23 protein-coding genes and 1 pseudogene are annotated in these 21,552 nt (G+C 61.9%); 11 read left to right on the top strand and 13 right to left on the bottom strand.

The genetic code is table 11. The features are described 5' to 3' along the window. Positions 1–72: 72 nt before the first annotated feature. Both ansB and ACOJB8_RS16415 read right to left on the bottom strand, forming a co-directional pair. Positions 73–228, bottom strand: a pseudogene (ansB, locus tag ACOJB8_RS16420) (L-asparaginase 2); the annotation flags it as partial. Between the two features lie 352 nt (positions 229–580). Further along, complete coding sequence (locus ACOJB8_RS16415; RefSeq protein WP_069266479.1) at positions 581–1,216, bottom strand: LysE family translocator; 636 nt, start codon at positions 1,214–1,216, stop codon at positions 581–583. Positions 1,217–1,610: 394 nt separating this feature from the next. On the opposite strand from ACOJB8_RS16415, the gene ACOJB8_RS16410 reads away from it, so the two are divergent. Continuing rightward, positions 1,611–1,835 carry a hypothetical protein gene (locus ACOJB8_RS16410; RefSeq protein WP_028205419.1) on the top strand — a complete coding sequence of 75 codons (225 nt, stop codon included), beginning with the start codon at positions 1,611–1,613 and terminating at the stop codon, positions 1,833–1,835. Between the two features lie 97 nt (positions 1,836–1,932). On the opposite strand, the gene ACOJB8_RS16405 is transcribed toward ACOJB8_RS16410, so the two are convergent. Beyond that, positions 1,933–3,222, bottom strand: coding sequence for an MFS transporter (locus ACOJB8_RS16405; RefSeq protein WP_069266480.1), 1,290 nt, complete (start codon positions 3,220–3,222; stop codon positions 1,933–1,935). Between the two features lie 95 nt (positions 3,223–3,317). Between ACOJB8_RS16405 and ACOJB8_RS16400 the strand changes: the two genes are divergently transcribed. Further along, positions 3,318–4,223, top strand: a complete 906-nt coding sequence (locus ACOJB8_RS16400; protein ID WP_069266481.1) for a LysR family transcriptional regulator — start codon at positions 3,318–3,320, stop codon at positions 4,221–4,223. Between the two features lie 30 nt (positions 4,224–4,253). On the opposite strand, the gene ACOJB8_RS16395 is transcribed toward ACOJB8_RS16400, so the two are convergent. The 4 genes from ACOJB8_RS16395 to ACOJB8_RS16380 are packed head-to-tail and all read right to left on the bottom strand — an operon-like array spanning position 4,254 to position 7,554. Further along, positions 4,254–5,483, bottom strand: a complete 1,230-nt coding sequence (locus tag ACOJB8_RS16395) for a cytochrome P450 (protein ID WP_475013378.1) — start codon at positions 5,481–5,483, stop codon at positions 4,254–4,256. 39 nt (positions 5,484–5,522) lie between these two features. Further along, positions 5,523–5,843 (bottom strand): 2Fe-2S iron-sulfur cluster-binding protein, encoded by a 321-nt coding sequence (locus ACOJB8_RS16390; RefSeq protein WP_475013377.1) that lies wholly within the window; start codon positions 5,841–5,843, stop codon positions 5,523–5,525. A gap of 50 nt (positions 5,844–5,893) precedes the next feature. Beyond that, positions 5,894–6,700 carry an SDR family NAD(P)-dependent oxidoreductase gene (locus ACOJB8_RS16385; RefSeq protein WP_475013376.1) on the bottom strand — a complete coding sequence of 269 codons (807 nt, stop codon included), beginning with the start codon at positions 6,698–6,700 and terminating at the stop codon, positions 5,894–5,896. Between the two features lie 50 nt (positions 6,701–6,750). After that, positions 6,751–7,554, bottom strand: a complete 804-nt coding sequence (locus ACOJB8_RS16380) for an SDR family NAD(P)-dependent oxidoreductase (protein ID WP_368685224.1) — start codon at positions 7,552–7,554, stop codon at positions 6,751–6,753. A 304-nt stretch (positions 7,555–7,858) separates the two neighbouring features. Between ACOJB8_RS16380 and ACOJB8_RS16375 the strand changes: the two genes are divergently transcribed. From ACOJB8_RS16375 to ACOJB8_RS16365, 3 genes are all read left to right on the top strand, one after another. Continuing rightward, the gene (locus ACOJB8_RS16375) at positions 7,859–8,974 is read left to right on the top strand and encodes a phosphotransferase (RefSeq protein ID WP_475013375.1); all 1,116 of its coding nucleotides are present in this window, start codon (positions 7,859–7,861) and stop codon (positions 8,972–8,974) included. A 147-nt stretch (positions 8,975–9,121) separates the two neighbouring features. Further along, positions 9,122–10,072, top strand: coding sequence for a spirocyclase AveC family protein (locus tag ACOJB8_RS16370; protein WP_475013374.1), 951 nt, complete (start codon positions 9,122–9,124; stop codon positions 10,070–10,072). Then, positions 10,069–10,944: an enoyl-CoA hydratase-related protein gene (locus ACOJB8_RS16365; RefSeq protein WP_342947333.1), complete on the top strand. Its 876-nt coding sequence runs from the start codon at positions 10,069–10,071 to the stop codon at positions 10,942–10,944. The genes ACOJB8_RS16370 and ACOJB8_RS16365 overlap by 4 nt, the downstream gene beginning before the upstream one ends. An 18-nt stretch (positions 10,945–10,962) precedes the next feature. Here the strand turns inward: ACOJB8_RS16365 and ACOJB8_RS16360 are convergent, their stop codons facing one another. From ACOJB8_RS16360 to ACOJB8_RS16340, 5 genes are all read right to left on the bottom strand, one after another. Further along, positions 10,963–12,531, bottom strand: a complete 1,569-nt coding sequence (locus ACOJB8_RS16360) for an AMP-binding protein (protein ID WP_475013425.1) — start codon at positions 12,529–12,531, stop codon at positions 10,963–10,965. Beyond that, complete coding sequence (locus tag ACOJB8_RS16355) at positions 12,528–13,376, bottom strand: alpha/beta fold hydrolase (protein ID WP_475013373.1); 849 nt, start codon at positions 13,374–13,376, stop codon at positions 12,528–12,530. The genes ACOJB8_RS16360 and ACOJB8_RS16355 overlap by 4 nt, the downstream gene beginning before the upstream one ends. A gap of 40 nt (positions 13,377–13,416) precedes the next feature. Further along, entirely contained in the window at positions 13,417–14,391 is a 975-nt protein-coding gene (locus ACOJB8_RS16350; protein WP_475013372.1) for an NmrA/HSCARG family protein, read from the bottom strand. Positions 14,392–14,558: 167 nt separating this feature from the next. Beyond that, the gene (locus ACOJB8_RS16345; protein ID WP_069266492.1) at positions 14,559–15,542 is read right to left on the bottom strand and encodes a phytanoyl-CoA dioxygenase family protein; all 984 of its coding nucleotides are present in this window, start codon (positions 15,540–15,542) and stop codon (positions 14,559–14,561) included. A gap of 40 nt (positions 15,543–15,582) precedes the next feature. Then, positions 15,583–16,011, bottom strand: a complete 429-nt coding sequence (locus tag ACOJB8_RS16340) for a carboxymuconolactone decarboxylase family protein (RefSeq protein WP_069266493.1) — start codon at positions 16,009–16,011, stop codon at positions 15,583–15,585. 181 nt (positions 16,012–16,192) lie between these two features. Between ACOJB8_RS16340 and ACOJB8_RS16335 the strand changes: the two genes are divergently transcribed. Next, the gene (locus tag ACOJB8_RS16335; RefSeq protein ID WP_475013371.1) at positions 16,193–17,167 is read left to right on the top strand and encodes a GlxA family transcriptional regulator; all 975 of its coding nucleotides are present in this window, start codon (positions 16,193–16,195) and stop codon (positions 17,165–17,167) included. Positions 17,168–17,187: 20 nt separating this feature from the next. On the opposite strand, the gene ACOJB8_RS16330 is transcribed toward ACOJB8_RS16335, so the two are convergent. Further along, complete coding sequence (locus tag ACOJB8_RS16330) at positions 17,188–18,168, bottom strand: LysR family transcriptional regulator (RefSeq protein WP_475013370.1); 981 nt, start codon at positions 18,166–18,168, stop codon at positions 17,188–17,190. Positions 18,169–18,383: 215 nt separating this feature from the next. Between ACOJB8_RS16330 and ACOJB8_RS16325 the strand changes: the two genes are divergently transcribed. The 5 genes from ACOJB8_RS16325 (at position 18,384) to ACOJB8_RS16305 (ending at position 21,549) form a co-directional block, all read left to right on the top strand. Continuing rightward, positions 18,384–18,782 carry an aldehyde dehydrogenase family protein gene (locus ACOJB8_RS16325; RefSeq protein ID WP_475013369.1) on the top strand — a complete coding sequence of 133 codons (399 nt, stop codon included), beginning with the start codon at positions 18,384–18,386 and terminating at the stop codon, positions 18,780–18,782. A gap of 98 nt (positions 18,783–18,880) precedes the next feature. Beyond that, a complete protein-coding gene (locus tag ACOJB8_RS16320; protein ID WP_475013368.1) occupies positions 18,881–19,819 on the top strand; it encodes a LysR family transcriptional regulator in 939 nt (312 codons plus the stop codon). Positions 19,820–19,971: 152 nt separating this feature from the next. Next, on the top strand, positions 19,972–20,757 hold the full coding sequence (locus tag ACOJB8_RS16315) for an SDR family NAD(P)-dependent oxidoreductase (protein ID WP_254353343.1): 786 nt from the start codon (positions 19,972–19,974) through the stop codon (positions 20,755–20,757). 283 nt (positions 20,758–21,040) lie between these two features. Continuing rightward, complete coding sequence (locus ACOJB8_RS16310) at positions 21,041–21,238, top strand: hypothetical protein (protein ID WP_475013367.1); 198 nt, start codon at positions 21,041–21,043, stop codon at positions 21,236–21,238. Then, a complete protein-coding gene (locus ACOJB8_RS16305) occupies positions 21,235–21,549 on the top strand; it encodes a hypothetical protein (protein WP_368726703.1) in 315 nt (104 codons plus the stop codon). The genes ACOJB8_RS16310 and ACOJB8_RS16305 overlap by 4 nt, the downstream gene beginning before the upstream one ends. Positions 21,550–21,552: the final 3 nt, after the last annotated feature.

The raw sequence follows: 21,552 nt of genomic DNA, 5'->3' as shown, positions 1-21,552 counted from the left end.
AGGTCCGCGATGGTGTCGACGCGAATTGCGCCCGCACTGACCCAATGCAGACGCAATCCTCATCGGTTGCGATCAGTAAGTCGCAGAAAACGCTGCCTGTACCTGGTCGGGCGACGTGATCCCATTGGCGATCAGCAGTTGGGTCAGCAAACGGGCCTTCTCAGGATTGAGATCGAGCGACGCGACAAATCCGCTCTTGTCATCGTCGACTTCGACGTTGCGGTTCAACTGAACAAAGCGGGCGATCCCACGACTCCGAATTCGATTGGTAGCGGGATGGACCACGCGTCACACCAGAGTCAGAGCGGATGGTAGAAGCGGTCAAAAAAAGGACGATGCGGAGGTGGCATGTCCCTATGCGAGACTCGCATAACGTGGGAAAACCCTGGCCTCGCCGACGTGCGGTGCGAATCTCTTCGGTCTGCAGCAGGTAGTCACCTATCCGTAGTAGTCCAGATTAATTTGCGCGTGAGTGGAAGCGTTACTCATCTCCACAGGTCGGACCAGCGACTACTGGCCGGTCGACCTGGTGCCTGCATTCGGGAAAGCGCGCCAAGACCATCGCGCCGCCCCGCGAGCCCTACTGCCGAATCAATGCCATCATCGCGCCAAACCCGACGAACACCCCGCCCGTCACGCGGTTGAACGCCTTTGCCACGCGGCGGCTCTTGAGCGTCGCGCCGATGCGCGTGCCGAAACCCGCGTAGACGAGATACCAGCTCACTTCGCACACGGCGAAGGTTGCAACGAGCACGCCGAACTGCGGCAGCACCGGCCGGGTCGCGTCGATGAACTGCGGCAGGAGCGCCGCCGCGAAGAGGATCGCCTTCGGGTTGCTGCCGCCGACGAGAAAGCCGTTGCGATAGAGCGCGAGCGGCGAGCGCACGGGGCGCGCGGCCACACGTTCTGCAACATCGGCGGCGGCCTCGGGCACGGGTGCGCCCCACGCCTTGACGCCCAGGTAGACGAGGTACGCGGCGCCTATGAAGCGCAGCGCGTTGAACATGGTCGGCCACGCTTGCAGGAACACGCCGAGCCCGGCCGCCGAAACGGCGAGCATCAGAACCAGTGCGGAAAGGCAGCCGGCCATGGTCGCGCTCGTGCGGCGCAGTCCGTACTGCGCGCCGTGCGACATGATGAGCAACATGTTGGGACCGGGGATGGCGCAGACGACGAAGACGGTGACGAGGAACAGCCACCAGGTATGCAGATTCATTGCAGCGGCGAGATCAAAGAGGGCTGGAAAACGGCGAAGGGACGATTATGCCAGCGGAAGGCGCGAGCCTGGCCGCGGCCAGCAGGCCAGAGGCGATCCGGCGTGTGATGAGAATGCGGGGCGGGAAAAAGAAAAGCCCGCAGCGAATGCGGGCTTGAACCATGCCAATGGAGACATGGAGGAGACAACCTAACTATAGTCAAACAATTGACGCAGCGCAATATATGTTCGTGTATCACATCGTTAATTATTGTCAGATTAATGAGTTAGTGATTGATACGGCCATCGAGCAGGCACACAATGAAGCGGCGCGCTCGCTGGATGGAAGGTGCGGCGCACGGGAGGCGAGACATCGCCTCGTCAGCCCGGAGCGGGTTTCAACTGGAGGGATGAAATGGGCATTCTGGACAAGGTGGGTGAAATTGCCGGTGCGGTTGCCGCTGTGGAAGGCGCCGAGAAGCTCGATCCGAACGCAGGCTTTCTGACCAAGGCCGCCGCCGCGGTTGCCGGTTTCGAGGGCGCCAAGGAAGTCGAGCAGCTAGTCGAGAAGAAGGAAGACGAAAAGCCCGCCGACGACAACACCGCGCAACCCGCGGATGGGTCCGATCAGCAGACGTGAGCGTATCGCTGCGCGCATGACGGTTTGACACAGGCACAGGAAAGCCGCGGCCGGATCAGCCGCGGCTTTTTCGTTGGACCACCTGCCAGGCAGGCCGCTAGCGGGCAGAAGCCGGCGACGCGCGATAAACGAAGCCTAGCGCGATGACCGCAACCGTGAAGCCGAGGGCAACGAGGCACACGCCGCTCCAGCGCGCCGTGGCCCACGCCGCGCCGGCCATGAGCGCGCCCGCGGCGCCGCCGATGAAGAACATCCCCACGAAAATCGCATTGAGCCGGCCGCGCGCGGCGGGATTGAGCAGGTTGATCGCGCGCCGCCCGAGCGTCTGGTCGGCGATGACGCCGGCATCGAGCGCAGCCGCGCCCACGACGAGCAGGCCGAGCGCCAGCGCGGGATGCGCGGCGGGTGCAAAACCGCCCCAGCCCGCGCCCGCCACGCCTAACAGCAGGACTGCGCCGAGCATCGTCGCGTGCGCGGCGTATTGAACCGCGCGCCCCACGCCGTGATCGCCCAGCCGGCCCGCGAGCGGCGTGACGATCGCGCCGCTCGCGCCCGCTAGCGCGAACGCCGCAATGCCGTTCATGCCGAGCGAAAACGGCGGCTGCGACAGCAGCAGCGCGACGGCGGTCCAGAACGCCGAGAAGGCACCTAGTGCAAGTGCCGCGAGGAAGGCGCTGCGCCGCAGAACCCGCTCGGTGCGCAGCAACGTCCAGAGCGAATAAAGCAGATCGGCGTAGCGCGCCGTCACGCTCGGCATGCGGCGCGGCGTGCGCAGAAAGAGGACCACGGCGAGCAGGGCATCCGCCCCCGCTTCGATGCCGTAGAACGCACGCCAGCCCAGCGTTCCCGCAATCAGGCTCGCGAGCGGCCGTGAGAGCAGGATGCCCAGCATCAGGCCGCTCATCACGTTGCCGACGGCCCGCCCGCGCTGGCTTTCAGGCGCCATCGAGGCGGCCATCGGCACGAGCATCTGGATCACGCTGGAGGTCGCGCCCGCGAGGAATGCCGCGGCGAGAAAGAGCGGGCCCGAGCGCGCCAGTGCCGCGAGGGCCAGAAAGACCGAGCACGCAAGCAGCGTGCGGAAAATCAGGCGCCGGTTTTCCAGCAAATCGCAGAGCGGAACGAGCAGCAGCAGACCGGCAGCGTAGCCGAGCTGCGGCAGCATGGCGACCGCGCCGACGAATTCCGGGCGCAAACGCAGCGAATGGCTCACGAGCCCGGCGAGTGGCTGGGCCGCAGACAGATTGACGACGATTACGCCGACTGCGGCGGCGAAGAATAGCGTCATCGGTAGGGTGAGGGTGGTGTGCGTCGCCTGATTGGCGTGGCTCGTGGGGGCGGCCTCGCGCGCCATCGGACGCGTACAGGTTTCAGCAGGGTGCTCCATCGATTGGCTCCGCAACGTGGCAGGTCCAGCTATCGTAGGGAGCGTTACGTTATGCGACAATTGAATTATCGCGATAATCTTTATGCGGAGTCGTTGTGAACACTCGAGATCTGGAAGCCTTCGTGGCGGTGGTCGAAAGCGGCTCGCTCGTGCGGGCGTCGGAGCGGCTGTTCCTGACGCAGCCGGGCCTCACGCGCCGCGTGCAAAACCTTGAGACGACGCTCGGCATCGAGCTTCTGGATCGCCAGAGCAAGCCCCTCAAACCCACGGCCGCGGGTAACGAGGTATACGGCCTCGCGCGCTCGGTCCTGCGTGCGGTCGACGACCTGATGTCGGTCGCCTCGCCGGAGAGCGAGCCCGTCGGCGAGCTCAAGCTCGGTGTGCCGCCGTTTCTCTCGGAACTGGCGCTCGAACAGCCCGTTGATCAATTGCGCGGCGAGTTTCCCAAGCTGACGCTGCGCGTGAGGGCGGGCTGGTCGCCAGGCCTGCTCGACGAGGTCGAGCGCGCACGGCTCGATGCGGCCGTGATTCTGCTGCCCGCCGCGGTGATGCCGCCGGAGGGCGTGGTCGCGACCCAACTCGGCTACACGCCGACCCTCGTGGTCGCGGCGCGCTCGTTTGGTTTGCCCGACGAGCCCACCACGCTCGCGGCGCTCGCGCACCATCCGTGGGTACTGAATCAGGACGGCTGCGGGATGCGCTCGGCGCTGAGCCGGGCCATGGGCATGGCGGGTCTGCCGTTCAACGTCGCGGTCGAGGCCTTTGGTTCGGAACTGCAGCTTTCGCTGGTCGCGCGCGGCATGGGCGTCGGGCTCGCCGCGCCGCAGGCGCTCGCGCGCAGCCCGCTGCGCGACCAGTTGCAGATCATCGACGCGACCGACTTCCGCTCGGGCCTGAATGTCTGGCTCGTGCACGGGGCGCTGCCGGGGCGTCTCGTGCGGCCGGTCGCGCTGATCCGCGACGCGCTGGCGAACAGGCTGGAGATGGCCGAGGTGGCATGACGGCGTAGCGCCATATGGCTACTCCGAACGTTATGCGCTGAGCTGGTGGACATCGGAGTTCCAAACGAGCGGCACGCGTGTCACACAATTCACCATTCCCCCTTCAAAGCCAATCTGCCCTGCGGGATCAAGTTCGAAATCGGGAATGCGCCGGAACCATTCCTCAAGGAAAACGCGAATCTCGTTTCGGGCCAGCAGCGCCCCTGCACAGCGATGGGGGCCGTTGCCAAAGGCTGCATGTTGGGATGCATTCGCGCGCGCGAAATCGGCGTGCATTGGGCACTGGAACTTGCGTTCATCCATGCCATGCAACAGTGGGCGGACGTACACCCGGTCTCCCGCCTTGAAGCGGACACCCTTATATTCGAAGTCGCGAGTCATCACACGGCCTGTGCTGGATGGTGCAAACATGCGCAGCAGTTCCTCGACGGCGTTGCCCACCAGTTCCGGGTGCTCCGCCAGTTGGCGACGATGTGCTGGGTTGCGCGCGAGATAGAGCACGGCAAAACCCATGGTCGACGCGACAGTGTCGAGTCCGCCAAAGATGACGTTGACCATCATGCCGCGTATTTCCTGCTCAGTGAGAGGTCGTCCGAATACCGTTCCATTCACGATTGCACTGATCAGATCCGCTCCCGGCTCCTTTTGGCGATCGCGAATGATATTCTCAAGGTAGCCGAACAGCATGCGCTGCGACCACTCACGACGCTCTGGGTCATTCGCTCGAACGCTTGCCTCGGTCCACGCAAGCAGGTCGTCCAGATCGGTGAGCGGGAGATTCACGAGTCGCATGAAGATGGTGATCGGGAACTTCATTGCAAAATCGGACATGAATTCGCAACGGCCTTTCTTCTTGAAACCTTCGATCAGCAAGACCGCCAGTTCCCGGATTTCGCCCTCCATGTCACGGATAACCTTCGGCGCGAAGAAGCGGTTGATCAGCGCACGATAGTCTGCGTGCTCGGGAGGGTCGGCCGACAGAGGCAAGATCTGCATCGTCGTGCTGGTGGGAAGCGTGATCTCGTGCATCGAGAACGGGTCGTGATTGCGCTGCGCAAATTCGATATCCGCCGCTCGTGTGAGGATCCAGTGACCGCCGTTGTACGGCGTCCAGACAATGTCCGGACCATCGTGAAGGCGCTTCCACGCGCCGACAATGTCGGCTTCGCCGCCGGGAGGCTTGCTGAAATCCCAGTCTACGACGAGTTCTTGAGGTACATGATCGGGAACCGGTACGAGAGGGACAGCGATATGGGACATGTGAGTTCTCCGCGAACGAGTGTTCACCGGTTGCTTTGATCAGGTTTGCGAAGCGGGTAACCGGACGACTAATCCGTCGAGCTCATTGGTCACCTGAATCTGGCAACCGAGCCGGCTGTTGCTATTCGCATCGATGGCGCCGCTCAGCATATCCAGTTCGGCGTGCTTCGCGGGTGGAATCCTTGCGGCCCACATATCGTCGACATAGCAGTGACATGTCGCGCAATTGCAGTAGCCCCCGCAATCGGCGAGGATGCCAGGCACCGAGTTATCGATGGCTGCCTGCATCAACGACTGGCCGGCATTCGCCTCGACGGTATGCTCCGTGTCGTCATGCTCGATGAAAGTAATCCTTGGCATTTCAGTATCCTAAGTTTTTACTGCTGCGCGCACATCGTTGCGGCGGTTGCCTAGCTGACCGTGAAGCCGCCGTCCACAGCGATGATCTGGCCGGTGACGTAGCTCGCTGCGGAGCTTGCGAGAAAGAACACACTCTGGGCGACTTCGATTGGGGCGGCCATTCGCCCCATAGGAACGCGGCCAGCGCCCACGATCGGCCCGCGTATCCTGAACGTGGTGCTGATGTTTTTGCCGCCCTCGCTGGCCATACCGCCAGGCAGGATCGAATTGACGCGAATTCCATCGACCGCAAATTCGCTGGCCAGTGTTCGCGTAATGCTGTCCACGCCGGCCTTCGCGGCGTCGTAGTGGGCGTTGACGCCCCACAACGTCGGCCGAAGCGCACCGACGGAGGAGATGTTGACGATCGAGCCACCTTCGCCCTTTTCCTTCATGCGCGTAATCGCCTCGCGGCAACACAGGAAAGTGCCACGTAGCGTGACGTCCTGCATCTGGTCCCACTGCTCCACAGACATTTCGAAAAACTCAGCCTTCGAACGGTGGGCAGCGTTGTTGACGAGAATGTCGACGGCACCGAATTTTGCATCGATGGCTGCAAAGAGCGCCTTGACGGAAGCTTCGTCCGCAACGTCCACCTTGCAGGGCAATACAATGCCACCGTTTGCCTCGATATCCGCCGCAGTTGCGGACGCGACATCCGGGTTCAGGTCGGCGATCACGACGTTGGCGCCCGCCTCAGCAAGCAGTCGCGCTGTTTCGCGGCCTAGACCTTGCGCAGAGCCGGTAACGACGGCAGTCTTTCCCGTGAGATTGAAAATCTGCGCGAGGCGCGCGCCGATCTGGTTTTCGCTAAACATGGAATGCTCCGTGTGAGTAGTCGCTCAGAGTTGTGCTTCCTGGCGGACCTTCAGCTAATCAGAAATCCGCCGTCGAGCGTAATCGACTGGCCCGTCATATAGCGGCCCGACGGGCCCACAAGGTACAAGACCGCCGCCGCGATGTCGGCGGGATCTCCCCATCCAAGCGGCAAGCGTCGCTCTGCATCCGTGCCGGGGCCCGTGAGCTTTCCTTTCTTCAGGCGTGCCTGCATGTCGGGATGAAACTGAACCTTGCCGGGCACGGCGCCTGGAAGCACGCAGTTGACGAGGATCTGCTCGGAGGCATAGTCGAGCGCCGCGGAGCGAGCCAAGCCCGTTACGCCGGCTCGCGCGGCGCCGTAAGCGCCATTGCCGTTGAGGACTGCATGCATCGCTCCCATAGTGGTCACGTTCACGATGCGGCCACCCCTGCCCGCGGCGAGCATGTGCTTGATCGCTTCTCGCATGCAAAAGAAAACGGACTTCAGGTCGATCGACATGACTTCGTCCCATGCCGCTTCGGTGAAATCCGTGAGCGGTCCGTTATTGGTCATCGCGGCGCAATTGACCACGATGTCGGGGCTGCCCCAAGTCGCCTTCGCCTGTTCGAACAACGCGATCACGGAGGCTTCGCGCTCCACGTCCGTTTCGATCGCGACAGCATCCCCGCCTGCCAAAAGGATTCTGTCGACGACAGGCTGCATGTGTGCCGCGCTGCGATCCGCGATCACGACCTTCGCGCCGGCTTCGGCCAGCACAGGGGCAATATCGATACTGGAATTGCGTCCCTTGTCGGTCACGACAGCGACTTTTCCGCTGATGCCGAATAGCCGTTCAAGCACGGTCGTGGTCATCGGGTTGTCTCCTGAAGGATTGTCGATTTTTCTGCATTCTAGCGACAACCCACGACGCACAATGGTTACCGTATGGAACAATTAGAGTGAATAATTTTCATCAAATCTGAGCGCGCGAGACGGCGAGTCTTCAGGACGGCGAGGCGATTGCCAGGCCGGTACCGGAGTGAAAGTGTGTACGCAAACGTGTACGGTGTTCTATATTTAAAACAATGACGCCAGCCGGGATTTCCCCTGTTGCGAGCGTCTGGAGGTGCCGCGCAACATGCGCGAACTCACATGCACTGCTCAGGAGCGCGTCAACATGCTTGTTGCGAACATATCGAACCCGGCTCCCGAAAGGCTCCCCTTACACGTCGAGGAAATCACGACGTCGTGGCTGACGTCGGCGCTCGCGCGCGGTCATGCGGGCGTGACGGTCGAATCACTCGCAGTGAGCGATGTGATGTACGGAACCGCTACCAAAGTCAGGGTGCATCCTGGCTACAACGCAAGGGGGCGCGAGCTAGGCCTGCCGGAGTCGTTGATCGTGAAGGGCGGTTTCGTTCCGGAATATCGGAATCTGAACGCCTACATATACGAATACGAGGCGAGGTTCTTCAAGGAAGTCCATCCTCACATGCACGCGAACGTACCGGCCTGCTTTTACGCAGAGACGGACGCTCGAAGCGGGCAGTCTATCGTGATCCTCGAAGATCTACGCTCGCGGAACGTTGAATTCTGCCGCGTGCAAAAGCCGCTCACATTTGCGCAGGCCGCGGCGAATCTGGACGCGCAGGCACGTTGGCACGCCCAGTTCTGGCAATCGCCGGAACTCGATAGTGGTGGTGAACTGGCCTGGCTGGCGCCGCAGGACCCGCTCCCCGACGGCGAGTCAGGCACGTATCACTGGGGCCAGTTGAAACCCGATGTTTTCGCAAGCTATACGCAGTTGCCGCGCGGGGCTGCCGTGCCAAAGCGGTTTCACGATCGGGACTGGATGGAGCGCGCGTTGCTCGATCTGCGCGCTTTCGACCGAATCGGGCCGATGACGCTTCTCCACGGCGACGTTCACCTCGGAAATCTCTATTTCGACCGCGACGGCACGCCCGGTTTTCTCGACTGGCAGTCGTATCGACGCGGACCGTGGGCGCATGATGTCACGTATTTCCTGATCTCGGCATTGGACATTGCGGATCGACCGCGATGGGAACGTGCGTTGCTGGAGCACTATCTCGAGCGGCTTGCGTTTTACGGGGTGAAGGAGCCGCCGTCATTTGAAACCGCGCTCGAGGCGTATCGGCGGCACATCGTCTACGGGCTGTTCTTCTGGCTCGTGAACCCGGTGGAATGGCAGGTGGAAGTCAACAATTGCGCAGTTGCCCCGCGATTCGCAATGGCTGCGCTCGATCACGAGATTCATGACCTTATCGGCCGATAACAACCTTCGGGGCGTTGAATGACACGGCCAGGCGTGCCGCTATCGAAGCCGGCATTGCGTATTGCGCTTGACGTTGCCTCCTCAGCAGGGTACATTTTTTAGACCATCATTCACAAATGTGAATGGTGTGATGATGAGGAGGCAAGCATGTCGGAGATGGTCGCTCGGCGCAGTACGACCTGGCACAGGGTGTATGCGTGGGCTGCGCTCGGTGCGCTTTTCGCGTTTGCGCAAATCCATGCCTACGTGGCATGGATTCGTTCGGAGGACTTTCGCCCCGTCGATGTGGGCACGGACACGATTCCGGAATCCGTGAAGGCGACGATCGACCATTACCAATGGGTCAGCGTGTTGCTGTTGATTCCGGTGGCAATATGGTTCGTCTACGGAATCGTCAAAAGCCGCCGCATCGACGCGGTGCGTCTCATGATGATCGGCTGGCTCTCTGCCTACTGGCTTGATCCGTGGCTGGACTTTCTTCGTCCGATGTTCACCTATAACGCCTATGCATTGAATTATGGCTGTTGGTGCCGTTTCATTCCGTTCTGGCAATCGCCACATGCGCGCATTGCTGAGCCCATCCTGATAGACGCACCGAGCTATTTCTACACTTTCACGGGTACCGCAGTGGTCGCGCTATGGGCGATGCGTGCGGTCCGCAAGCGTTGGCCCCGTGCAGGTAACGTTGGACTCACGCTCGCGGGCTTTGCGGCCATCTGGATGACGATGGGTTTGCTCGATATCGCCGCCAGCCGCTTCATGGGATTCGACGCATGGCCGGGCGCGTTTCAGCGTGTTTCCTTCTGGGGCGGTCACTACTACCAGTTTCCGGTTTACGAGTTCCTGCTGTTTCCGTCCGCCTTCGTGGCTTCTGCGTTCCTACTGATGAGCGTCGACAACAACGGTTACACGGCGATCGAACGAGGCGTCGATCGTCTCGAGTGCCATCCTGCGGTTCGCACGGCGCTGCGCGTGCTGGCCTTCGTCGCGTTTTGCAATGTACTGAATCTTGCCTACACGACCGCAATGGGTGTGCACGCGGTATATGCGGATCCGTGGCCGACGGATATGCCGAGTTGGCTGGCGAACGATCGATGAACAACCGGAACGCTCAGCGCTTCGAGAACGTCGAGTATTACGTAGAAGACGACGTGGCCGTCGTCGCGATGGGCCACCCGCCGGTCAACGGGCTGGGCCTCGGAGTTCGTCGCGGGCTCGTCGCTGCGTTCGAAGTGGCGCGGCACGATCCGGAAGTTCGAGCGATCGTGCTCAAAGGCTGCGGTCGTGGCTTCTCGGCAGGCGGCGACATCCGCGAATTGGGCACGGCCGCTGCGGCGGCAGCCCCCGCGTTATCGCTGCACGTTCATCCGGTGATCGAGGCGAGCGAGAAGCCGGTTGTCGCCGCTATTCACGGATTCGCCATTGGCGGTGGGCTGGAAACGGCGCTGGTCTGCCATTACCGGCTTGTCGCGGGCAATGCGCAGATCGGACTGCCGGAGTGCAGGCTTGGTGTGATCCCGTTGTCCGGGACGCAGCGTTTGCCGCGTCTGCTGGGCCTCGCAGAATCGATCGAATTCATTCTTGGCGCGCAGATCGTGACCGCGAGTACGTTCGCCGGAACAGCACTATTCGACCGAATCGTCGAGGGCGATGAGCAGCACGTGTTGCGCCTGGCGATCGAACTGGCGCGAGAGAAGATCGGCAGCGCGGCGTTGCCATTGATAAGTCGGCTGCCATTGCCGGATCACGATCCGGTTCCCGTTATCGCTCAGGCGCGTGCACGTCTTGCCTGTGGCGATGCGATAGAGAGCAAGTGCCTGGATGCCATCGCTGCAGCCGCCGAGTCGACTGATTTCGAGGCGGGCCTGGCCGCCGCGCGTGCGATTTACGATCGACTCGCCGCGTCCGAAGAGGTGTCGCGGCAGCGAGATCGCTTTTTCAAGTCCCGCCAGGACAATCACGCGCGATAAGTGCCGACTGAACTGCTGTTACGTGGAAAGCTGCTTGCGCAGGTCGCCTTTACGCACTTTTCCCGATGGCGTGCGGGGCAGTTCTGCAACGATGCAAAGATGCTCGGGGGTCTTTTGCTTCGCCACACCCGCGGCGGCAAAGTGGGTCTGAACTGCGTTCAGGTCGAGTGCCGTGTGTTCGTGCAGGACGACTACGGCACAGACTCTTTCGCCGTACCGGGCGTCGGGTTGGGCCACGACGGCGACATCGCGCACTGCGGGATGAGCGGCAAGCACACGCTCCACTTCGAGCGACGAAATGTTTTCTCCCCCGCGAATCACGATGTCCTTCTTTCGGTCAGTAATGGTCAGGCAGCCGCTTTCGTCGAGATGGCCAATATCGCCAGTCCGGAACCATTCGTCGAGAGTGAATGCCGCCGCATTGAGTGCCGGGTCGGTGTAGCCGACGAACAACTCCGGTCCCTTGATGAGAATCTCGCCGTCGTGTCCCGCAGGCAGGTCGCGATCCAACTCGTCGACAACGCGCACCTGAGAGCCGGGCTGAACGCGCCCGTCCGTGTTGGCTCGAATCTCAAAAGGCGAATCGGCCCAGCCAACGCTCACCGTCGAGTGTTCGGTCAACCCATAAGCGCGTGTTCCCTTAAATCCGGCACGATCGACGAGGGCGACGTGCTCGGGCGTGACGCCCGTGCCGCCCAGACCGTAAGACACGAGCGACGCCAGGCTGCGGCCGTCACGATGAGCGGCATCAAGGAGTCCTTGAAGATGGAACGGCGTGCCGCCCGAAAGGCGTACCTGGTGCTGTTCAATGAGTCGCGCGGCGAGTGAGGCGTCCCATCGATCCATGAACACCATCTCCGTGCCGGTGACGAACGGGCGCAACAGAAAATTGAAGCCTGCGATATGCCCGGCAGGGAAGGGCGTGAGGTATGGCCCCGGCCCGTCGATGAACGGAATCTGCCACTCTGCGCCAACGGTTCGATGCGAGTGCTGTACGCCTTTGGGAGAAGCCGTCGTTCCCGAGGTGTACAGCAGCAGGCAGATGTCTTCCGACATGGGCGCATCCACAGAATGCCGATCGTGCGTTGTCGCCGCGAGTCGTTGCAGCGCATCGAACGTGATGCCATTCGCGGGCGCCCGATCGCCAACGACGATAACGCGCTCCAGATCGGGTGGGTCGCCCAGCGCGGCGACACGCTCCAGGTAGTCCGTGCCGCACCAGACGTCGGGTACGCAAAGAAATCGGGCGCGCGACTGCCGGAGGATGAAGCCGACTTCGGCTGGACCGTAGATGTGGACGATCGGTACGAGCACGGCGCCGATTTCGAGTGCAGCCAGATACAGAAGCGCAGTCTCGCGTTGCGTGGGGAGCTGTATCGCGATCACATCGCCTCGACGCAGGCCGATCGCTCGCAGCGCCTTGCCGATTTCTCTCGCGTCGTGCAGTAGGGACTGCGTGGTGCACGTATAGGCGCCGCCCTGGGTATGAAAATGGAGCGGCGTAGCGCCGTGCCGTTCGACGGCGCGCGCTATCAGCGCCGAGAGGGGCAACTCGCTCGACCAGGTTGCAGTTGCGTCGGGTTTCATGCCAGCAACGCCCGTAAGAGGTTCACCAGCGCAAGCGGCTGGTCTAGCATCATGTGATGGCCTGCGCGCGGCATCGTGATGGGTCCCTTCGCGCCGGGAATTGCCGCTACGATGTGGCGCGCGCGATCCGCGCTGACCACGCTGCTGCACTCGGCGTGAACGTAGCTGACGGGAACCGTGATGCGGGTCAGCAGGTCTTCCTCGCCTTCGACCGGCTGGAGATCCCGAAGCTTCGGGTCGAAGCGCCACACCCAGCCGTCGGCGGTTTGGCGAAGCGATGTCTGCGCGAGATGTTCGAGAAGCCACGGCCCGCAATCCTGCTCGGGGATGAGGCGAAACCGGCTGACGGCGGTTTGCCAGTCCGGATAGGGGCGTGGAGGCGGGCGTCGTTCCACGGCAGGCAAGCTGTCACCGCGTAGCATGAAATACGAATCGAGCACGATGGCATGCGAGAGACGATCGGGAAAAGTCGCGCACGCCTGCAGGAGACGCGATCCGCCGAAGCTGTGGCCGACCGCGACGCACGGACCGGAGCCGATTGCATCCACGACGGCTACGAGGTCGCACACGAAAATGTCTGCGCTGTATTCCTGCCTGTAGCCGCTCTCACCCATGCCGCTGAAATCCAGAGCGAACACACGAAAGCGGTCGGTGAAGAACGGCGCAATGAAGTCCCACCAGTGCGTGTGCCCTAGAAATCCATGCGCGAAGACGAGCGGAGGTTTGCCTGTGTCTGCGGCGTTCCAGGAGACATAGTGCACTGCGGCCCCGCCGGCTTCGGTGAAGTGAGAGCGGCGTGGCTGGCTCATGGCGAGATCGAACCAGGAGGGGGCACAGACATTCATTGCGGCTCTTCCATTGCTCAAGGATTGTTTCGCACACCTGTCACGCAAGCGGGATGTGCTGTCGATTTGCGTCGATCCAGTCTGTCATCGAGGTCAGCTGGATGCCACGTTCGGAGAGCGAATCGATGTCGACGCGATACCCGACCGCGTTGATCCATTCCTGCGCGTTCACCCACCCCGGTGCGAGGCCCTTTGCTCGCGCTTCGTCCGGCGGGACGTGCGAAACGCGAATCTGTGTGCCAAGGACCTGACCGAGGCGAGATCCCACTTCAGACATCGTGAGCTTCTCCGAAGCCAGCGGCACAGTCTCGCCATGCCAGCGTTGCGCGTCGTTGAGCGCGCTGGCTGCGAGCGCACCCACGTCGTCGGCGGCGACCCAGTCGAGCCGGGAGTCGGGCATCAACGCGCTGAGCAGCAAGCCCTCGCGCAGGTGCGGGAACATCGTGCCCGCTTTCGGCTCAGCAAGATTCTCCATCATGAATGCCGGTTGCAAGACCGTCCATGATTCGAAACCCGCAGAGCGAACGGCCTCTTCGACGTCCCATTTGTCCGTCCAGTATTTTTGATTCCAGCGCTTCTCGTGCCAGTCTGGAAACGTCAAATGATTGCCTGCCTGCGCCACGGAGGTATGAACGAATTGCGGGACGTCCGCGTTGCGCGCTGCGTTGATGAGCGCGAAACCCTGGCGGCGCTCCCTGTCGCTGCGATCGAAATCGGGGAGGAGAACGGAAAAGACGGAGCGGACGCCCTCCATCGCTTTGTCGAGCGACTCGCGGTCGTCCAGATCCCCCCTTAGGCCCTGCGCATTCATTTCGATGAGTGCCCGGGCAGCAGGCGAGTCTGGATCTCGCGTCAGGAAGCGCACTGTACGTCCAGCCGCAAGGAGGCGACGAGCGGTGGCCCCCCCTTGCGCGCCAGTAGCGCCGATGACGAGTATCACGTCGGATGAATCGGCCATGATTTTTCCGGTGGTCGAACTACAGAGAAATGCCAGCCGTGTCGTGGCCGGGCGCATAGCGCGCGAAGTCACTAGCCAGGCGACAGGTCATCCCAGAATGGCCTGGAATTGTGCCGTTATTCTAATATTAGCACGACGTTCAGAAAAATACGTTGGGTGAATGCCGGGCGCTGAAGGACGCGAAGCGGAAAGACGAAGCGTCGTCTTTCGGCTGTGATGGACGATCAATGCTGCGGCCGCAGCGTTTGAACGAGGCCGCCTTCGTGGGCGACGATCACTTCGCAGCCCGGCTGATAAACGTCGGCAATCTCGTCGCCGCGCACGCGGTTGCCCTGGAAACCGCGCAAATAGCTCGTTTCGTCGAGCCGCAAGACATGCTCGCCATCCGCGTCGCGCACAACGATCTGGTCAGACGCGATAGACGTCAGCGTGCCCACATAGGGCAGCCGCGGTGCGAACGGGAAACTGCCGCCTTGCGGCAGGATCCGCGTGTCGAGCGATAGGCGGAAGCGGTCGGAATGATTGCTGAGCCCGGAATGCGGCGTGCGCCGGCTCATCAACAGCACGTCGCCCAGGCGGTAGTTCGTGCGGCGCCATGCGTCCTCGGGCACGCTCGCGAGATCGATGGGAATGATCTTGTCGCCGTCCTTCTTATGGAGGCACGGAAGCTTGTGCAGCCCTTCCGCAACGGCCAGCCCACCGACTTGCGCATCGATATCGCTGAGTGGAATCCAGCAAATGATGAAGTCGAGGCGGTCGCTGTAGATCGCATCTTCGTGAATGAAGTCGAAGCGTGTGCGGCTTTTGTCGATGGCGGGCGGCGAAGTGCGGTATTCGGTAAACGGCACCCAATAAAGCGGTACGTCGAAGAGCCGCTGGAAGAATGCGCGCGTTGCGGGATCTTCCATCACGGTTCGCGCGGCGCGCTGCTCATTCATTTCCTTCACGGGAAAGAAGCTGAAATTTTCGCGCTCCTTGCCGGTCCATCGCACGTCCCGATCGTTACGGTCTACGAAACCGTTGCGATCGAGGTGGTCAACGAGCAGCGCGCGCATGCGTTCGAGCGGCTCGTGGTCCAGTACGTCGCGGAAGAACAGGTAGCCGTCTTCGTCCCAGCGTTTTTGCAGCGCGGCGTGATCGCCTAGCAGATCGTTCGAAACGTTGAACTCGCGCATCGTCGGCACGATATCCACGATTGGTGTGCTCACAAATTGTCTCCTCTGGTCGCAGGGGCGCTTTGCCGACGTCTCACAGCAATCCGCGTTCTTCCGAAGTGCGGGTGGTAGTGTCGATACCCAGTTCCCGCAGCGTCTCGAGTACGGCCGTGGTGGCGGAGGCGACAGCCGGGAAGCCTGCATACGGCAGCGCCTGGATAAGCACGCCTTCCAGTTCGCGTGCGCTCAGACCGTTGCGTACTGCAATGCGGACGTGGTTTTTCAGTTCGAGCGTCTGGCGGTTGGCAATCAGGATGCCGAGCGTCACGAGGCTGCGCTGTTTGCGCTCGAGCTTGTCGTCGCCCCATACGTCCGCGAATGCGTAATTGACGGCAAGGCGTGAAATATCGGCGCCGAAGCCGTTGGACTCGCTTGCGGCCCGCAGGCCGGCTGCCTTTTCCTCACCCATGATTTCGCCGAATACCTTTAAACCATAGGCGTGTTTCTCTTCCAGGCTCTTCATTTGCGTCTCCTGTTTTACCGCAGCGGCGCGGCTATGGGTGGCGGGTAGCGGCTCCGCTCTTCCCGCCATTCTTTTTGCTGACAATGGTGACGATGATGCGTGCTAAGATCGCCGCGAAAGAGGATCAAATTCTGCATATAAGGGGATCGAAATTCGCAGGCCCGCCACGCCGACTGAGCCAGTGAAAGACGTTGCCGCGCTCGTGCTGCCGGGCACCTATCTGTCGAGCGTAGGCGCGCTGGTGGATGGGTTCGCGCTTATTGCGCGACATGTATTTACGCAGTTCGCGCCGCCATACCGCCACACGATGAAGACGCAGGTGCGACTGTTGAGCGCCACCGCGGGCGCTCTGGAGTTCGCCGGCGGCCGGAAGATGGATAGTGACGGCGACTTGCTGGGCGACGCCGAGTACAGCATCGTCTACGTCCCGGCCTTTGCGGTGGCCAGCGAAGAGGCGCTCGTTACGCTGCTCGAACACGCACAGCCGGTGACGGAGTGGCTGCGTTGGCAACGTTCCCGGGGCGCGGTACTGGCCGCAAGCGGCACAGGGGTATTGCTGCTCGCTCAGGCAGGCCTTCTCGACGGTGGCCCTGCGGCTGTCCCGCGCGTGCTCAGGGGCTTGCTGCGCTCGCGCTATCCCAAGGTGCGCGTGGACACAGGCGCCACGATCGCGGAGCACGCAGGTGCGCACACCTGCAGCGTGCCGGCAAGCGAATGGCAACTCGTGGCGCGCCTCGTCGATCGTGCGATTTCATCGCATACCGCTCAATGGCTCGCCTCGACGACAGGCACGGATGGCGAGCGCGAGGAAGGCCGCCTGTCGAGCGACGATCCGCTCGTAAGCAGCGCGCAGTTCTGGCTCGCACAGCGTTTCGCCCAGGACTTCAGGATCAGCGAACTGGCGGACGTGCTGGCCGTCAGTCACGCTACGTTGCTGCGCCGCTTCACACGAAGCCTCGGCATGACGCCGCGGGCTTATGCAAGCTCATTGCGAATCGAGGCAGCAAAGCGCATGCTGCGCAACACTCAGGTCTCAATCGAGCAGATCGCCGTCATGGTGGGCTATTCAGATGTGCGCGCGTTTCGCAACATCTTCCACAAATACGTTGCGATGAGTCCTTCCGCGTATCGACGGCGCGGTGCTGGCCACGAATGAAGAATGAAGCTGCCCGGCATTCAGGCGGCAAAGGAGTCGAGTTCCGCTTTGCCGGTATCGGTCGAACGAAACCGTTCGAGCAGGTAATCCACAAAAACCCTGACTTTCGCGGGCAGATACTGGCGGTGGGGGTAGTGCACGTAAATGCTCGGCCCCGTGCCATCAGCCTCGTCGCCGCGCACCCGGTATTCGGGAAGCACGATCTTGAGTGCCCCGCTACGCAGATACGGTAGCACCACGGGCACGGAAGACGGCGTGATCCCTGCGCCACTGAGCGCTGCGACGAGGCTGGTGTCCGGCTGGCCTGCCACGGTTAGACGCCCGCGGGGATGGTGGACGAATGTCCTGTCCTTCCGGGCGCCGCGCTTTCGCGTACTTCCTGGCATGCGTTCGAGATGAAGCGCGGCGAGTCCGAACGGCATACGGATGCCGACGAATTCGTGTTCCGCCAGTTCCTCCGGTGTTTGAGGAACGCTCTTGCGTTCGAGATAGCCCGGGCTCGCGACCAGTACGATGGGGTAGTCGCACAGCGGACGGCAGACATGATTGGTTCCGCGTCCCCGCGCGTGCTGAATACTGACGTCGACGCCGTCGTTGACGAGGCTTGGCGCAATTTCGTCATAGCTGATATCGATTTCGACGAGCGGATAGCGTTGCAGAAATTCCGCGATCACCGGAGTCAGGCAATGCCTCCCGAACGTCGGCGTGACGGATACCTTGATCATGCCCTCCGGATGCTCGGGACTGCGCCGCACATCGGCGACGGCTTCGTCGAGCTGATTCAACAACGGCGCCACCCGTTGATAGAACTGCCGCCCCTCGCTCGTGAGGCTCAACTTGCGTGTGGTCCGGTTGAAAAGGCGCACGCCGAGTTCACGCTCCAGCGCCGCGATACTCTTGCTGATGGCAGGCGGCGTGACCTGTAGGCGGGTTGCCGCCGCGATGAAGCTGCCGCAACGGACGGCCTGAACGAAAGGCTGCAGATTGCGGATTTCTGGCATCGTCGATTAATGAAAAAAAGTCACTCTAAATGTTCCGTTTAGTAAGCAGTGTAGAGCATGAGCCGACGCTGGAATCGAATTTATCAGAGGCGGCCCGCGCTGCGCGCGCCAGGCCGACCACGAAAATGCTCAGGAGACGACACGACTGACATCGACGGCGCGTGACCGGCGCCGGTTCCTGCACGCGTCTCCTGCCTGTAGCAGTCAAACGCACAATGGAACGGCACACGGCACTTTCCCAATCGCACCGGCGCCCGCTCGACGTCCCCGGGCGCCTCTATATCGGCGGTGCATTCGTCGAAGCTGACGGCGCAGCCAGCGTCGAACATGTCAACCCTTCAACAGGGCGGCCTCAAGCCGTCGTGCCCCTCGGCAGCGTGAGCAATATCGACCGCGCCGTGAGGGCTGCCAGGGTGGCGCAACGCGTGTGGATGGAGATGGGGCCGCGCGCGCGGGCGCGAAGCTTTCGGCGCCTCGGGGATGCCGGACCAACGAACCGTCTTGCAGTTCGTATTCACGCTTCGAAATGTTCTCTTGCCCCATGCCTCTTCCAGATCATCCGGGCGGCCCGTTTTATTCATATTGTAGAACGATATTCAAAAATGTATGTTTAACGCAGGTCTACGTCAAGTCCGCATGCACCCGATACCACCTGCGTTCAACAATGTGACCAGGGTTCATCCGCGGTGCACCGCAATAGGACAAAGGCGATATGCTGGCGGCACCCTCGATATCGAAGTCATATCAAGCCATGGAATTGCGGCATCTCAGGCACTTTGTAGCGGTTGCGGAGACCCAGCACTTCGGGCGTGCGGCTGCACGCCTTGGCATGGCGCAGCCGCCGCTCAGCCAGTCGATCATGCGGCTGGAGGAACAGCTTGGCATCAAGCTGCTCGAACGCACGCCGCGCGGTGTGACCCTCACGCCCGCGGGATCCGCCTTGCTCGCGGAAGCCAAGCCGCTCATCGCGCAGGCGGAATTGGCCGAGCGGCGGGTGCGTCAGGCAGCCGATGAACTGGCGAGCTTGAGCGTGGCGTTCGTGCCGATGTGCGCCCTACGCATCATGCCGCTCGCCATTCAGGGGCTGCGCAAGCAATGGCCGGGTGTCGATGTCCGGTTGATCGAGCGTGGTAGTGCCCTGACTGTCGCGAGCGTGAAAAACGGCAGCATCGACCTGGGCGTGGTCGTAACCAGCGCGGCGGACGTCTCGGGTCTGGAAAGCGTGGTGATCGAGCGCCTGCGCGTGGTGGCTGCGGTTCCCGCTAAATGGCCGGTCGCGACGCAGCGTTCGATTCGCATCGCGGATCTCGCTCGATATCCCCTCATCATGTTCCCTCAGCAGATGTCGCAACCGCTGTTCGCCGCGTTCGAAGCAGCACGGCGCGAGGAGGGCTTGTCGCCGCGAGTGACCCAGCAGGCTCGCCACCCCTATACGATGCTCAACCTCGTCGCTCACGAGCTGGGTGTCGGTTTGATGCTGGACTCGGCGCGATACTTGCCTGTGGAAGGCGTTGCTTACGTCGATATAGAAGATGTCCCGGCATCTGGCGAAACGGAAGTGTCGCTGGTGTGGGCGGATAGACCCCACAAGCCCTGGCACCGCGCGATGCTCGACATCATGCGCGAGATCGCGTCGCCGCCCCCGGCGTGACACTCACAACAGCACCGTTGCACCGATTCGTTCTCGCTGCTCCTTGCGTCATTCGTTTCGTCGTTCACCTTGACACCCCAAGACGGGGTGTTTATGTTTACGAATGACGTTCACAAAACAACCCGCTCGCATGGCGAGCCAAAGGAGGAGCAGTGAGCACGAATGTGGCGAGTCTTTTCAGTCTCGATCAGAAAGTGGCGGTGGTGACAGGGGCAGGTTCGGGTATCGGCCGCGAGACGGCGCTGTTGCTGGCGTCGGCCGGCGCCGCTGTGGTCGCGGCGGACCTGAACGAGGAAGCGGCGCAGGAAACGGTCAAACAAATCGAAAGCGCTTCAGGTAAGGCGATCGCCGTCAAGGTGGACATCGGCAATGAATCTTCGATTCTTGCGATGTACGAAACCGTTCAGGCAAAGCTCGGGCGTCTCGACATTCTCGTCAACAATGCGGGTATCTATCCGAAGACGCAATTCGTCGAAACGTCGGCCGAGAAGTGGGACAAGGTTCTCGGCGTGAACCTGCGCGGCACCTTCCTTTGCATGCGCGAAGCGATCAAGCGCATGCAAGCGGCCAAGCGCGGCGGTTCCATCATCAATATCTCGTCGGTGGCTTCGCTGCAGCCCGTAATCTTCGACAACGGCGATTACGGCGCATCGAAGGCGGGTGTCAACAATCTCACCAAAGTGGCTGCTCTCGAATTTGCAGCAGACGCAATTCGTGTGAACGCAGTGTTGCCCGGCGGCGTGGCGACCGAGGGCGCAGCTGCATCGACCAAGGTCCATCAGGCAAGCGGCCCGATTACGCAGCCCGGCCGTATGCCCCTGGGCCGCATTGGCGTCGCCTCCGATATCGCGCGCGCCGTGCTGTTCTTTGCCTCGCCGGCATCGGACTATGTCACCGGCCAGCTCCTGGCTGTCGACGGCGGTTTCCAGGTTTCCTGATCGCCCCTCGGCGGCCCGTTTTTCGCGTTGCGAAGCCGCATCGGCGATGCGGCCTGGGCTGCCTTTTGCTTTGCCCAAATTGCATACGATCCGTTGCGCACAATTGACCGTGTGCGTAGCTTGCGCTCGCGCATACGCTGCACGCTACGCCCTGGCGGCTGGTGAAAACACCGACACAGTTAATTGAACGAATTGTTGCATAACGGAACTTCGTCACCTACGATGTCGACATAGAGGCGCCACGAATGCGCCCGCGTGGCACAAGCCTGATCGGAGACATGCGATGTACCTGCTCGACAGCGATTTACGTGGCCCTCTCGCGGACTACACGTTCCACCATCGGCGCCAGCCTGCTGGCAGCCATCCTCCCTCGTCGGAAGAATCGGATTGCACAAAACAATCGATTTGGGCGGCGCGTGCGCTAGGTGCAATGGCGCACCGTATCTTCGGCAAGCTGCGCATGGAGGGGGCGGCACGATGAAAACGATGGCTGGCGAGCGCGCTCGAGAAGCGCGCAGGGTATGGCTCCCGCTTATCCTCTTGTCGATTTCGGCGGCGGCGATCTGGCTGCTGCAACGCGACTTGCGCATGGAAGAGTTGGGCCGTTCGGCGCTGTTCGACGTTGTGATGACGATTGCCGTGCTCGGTGCAACGGCATTCGCGGGCCTCGTTGGGTGTGCGATTGCGAGTCGCGCGCAGGAAGAGGAAACCGATTTGTCGACAGGTGAAGGGTATTGCTTCATTGGCGCGGTGATCGGCGCGGTGGTCTTTTTCGTCGCTATGACTTACTAACGG

It is taken from the genome of Paraburkholderia sp. BR10141 (assembly GCF_056155635.1).
The sequence above is the reverse complement of the archived record's forward strand: the minus strand, read 5'-3'. Positions and strand labels throughout refer to the sequence as shown.

Bases quoted from the DNA above. Each gene is read 5' to 3' on its own strand.
- ACOJB8_RS16415 (WP_069266479.1), bottom strand. From the start codon at position 1,216: ATGAATCTGCATACCTGGTGGCTGTTCCTCGTCACCGTCTTCGTCGTC.
- ACOJB8_RS16410 (WP_028205419.1), top strand. From the start codon at position 1,611: ATGGGCATTCTGGACAAGGTGGGTGAAATTGCCGGTGCGGTTGCCGCT.
- ACOJB8_RS16405 (WP_069266480.1), bottom strand. From the start codon at position 3,222: ATGGAGCACCCTGCTGAAACCTGTACGCGTCCGATGGCGCGCGAGGCC.
- ACOJB8_RS16395 (WP_475013378.1), bottom strand. From the start codon at position 5,483: ATGTCCCATATCGCTGTCCCTCTCGTACCGGTTCCCGATCATGTACCT.
- ACOJB8_RS16390 (WP_475013377.1), bottom strand. From the start codon at position 5,843: ATGCCAAGGATTACTTTCATCGAGCATGACGACACGGAGCATACCGTC.
- ACOJB8_RS16385 (WP_475013376.1), bottom strand. From the start codon at position 6,700: ATGTTTAGCGAAAACCAGATCGGCGCGCGCCTCGCGCAGATTTTCAAT.
- ACOJB8_RS16380 (WP_368685224.1), bottom strand. From the start codon at position 7,554: ATGACCACGACCGTGCTTGAACGGCTATTCGGCATCAGCGGAAAAGTC.
- ACOJB8_RS16375 (WP_475013375.1), top strand. From the start codon at position 7,859: ATGCTTGTTGCGAACATATCGAACCCGGCTCCCGAAAGGCTCCCCTTA.
- ACOJB8_RS16370 (WP_475013374.1), top strand. From the start codon at position 9,122: ATGTCGGAGATGGTCGCTCGGCGCAGTACGACCTGGCACAGGGTGTAT.
- ACOJB8_RS16365 (WP_342947333.1), top strand. From the start codon at position 10,069: ATGAACAACCGGAACGCTCAGCGCTTCGAGAACGTCGAGTATTACGTA.
- ACOJB8_RS16360 (WP_475013425.1), bottom strand. From the start codon at position 12,531: ATGAAACCCGACGCAACTGCAACCTGGTCGAGCGAGTTGCCCCTCTCG.
- ACOJB8_RS16355 (WP_475013373.1), bottom strand. From the start codon at position 13,376: ATGAATGTCTGTGCCCCCTCCTGGTTCGATCTCGCCATGAGCCAGCCA.
- ACOJB8_RS16350 (WP_475013372.1), bottom strand. From the start codon at position 14,391: ATGCGCCCGGCCACGACACGGCTGGCATTTCTCTGTAGTTCGACCACC.
- ACOJB8_RS16340 (WP_069266493.1), bottom strand. From the start codon at position 16,011: ATGAAGAGCCTGGAAGAGAAACACGCCTATGGTTTAAAGGTATTCGGC.
- ACOJB8_RS16330 (WP_475013370.1), bottom strand. From the start codon at position 18,168: ATGCCAGAAATCCGCAATCTGCAGCCTTTCGTTCAGGCCGTCCGTTGC.
- ACOJB8_RS16325 (WP_475013369.1), top strand. From the start codon at position 18,384: ATGGAACGGCACACGGCACTTTCCCAATCGCACCGGCGCCCGCTCGAC.
- ACOJB8_RS16320 (WP_475013368.1), top strand. From the start codon at position 18,881: ATGCTGGCGGCACCCTCGATATCGAAGTCATATCAAGCCATGGAATTG.
- ACOJB8_RS16310 (WP_475013367.1), top strand. From the start codon at position 21,041: ATGTACCTGCTCGACAGCGATTTACGTGGCCCTCTCGCGGACTACACG.
- ACOJB8_RS16305 (WP_368726703.1), top strand. From the start codon at position 21,235: ATGAAAACGATGGCTGGCGAGCGCGCTCGAGAAGCGCGCAGGGTATGG.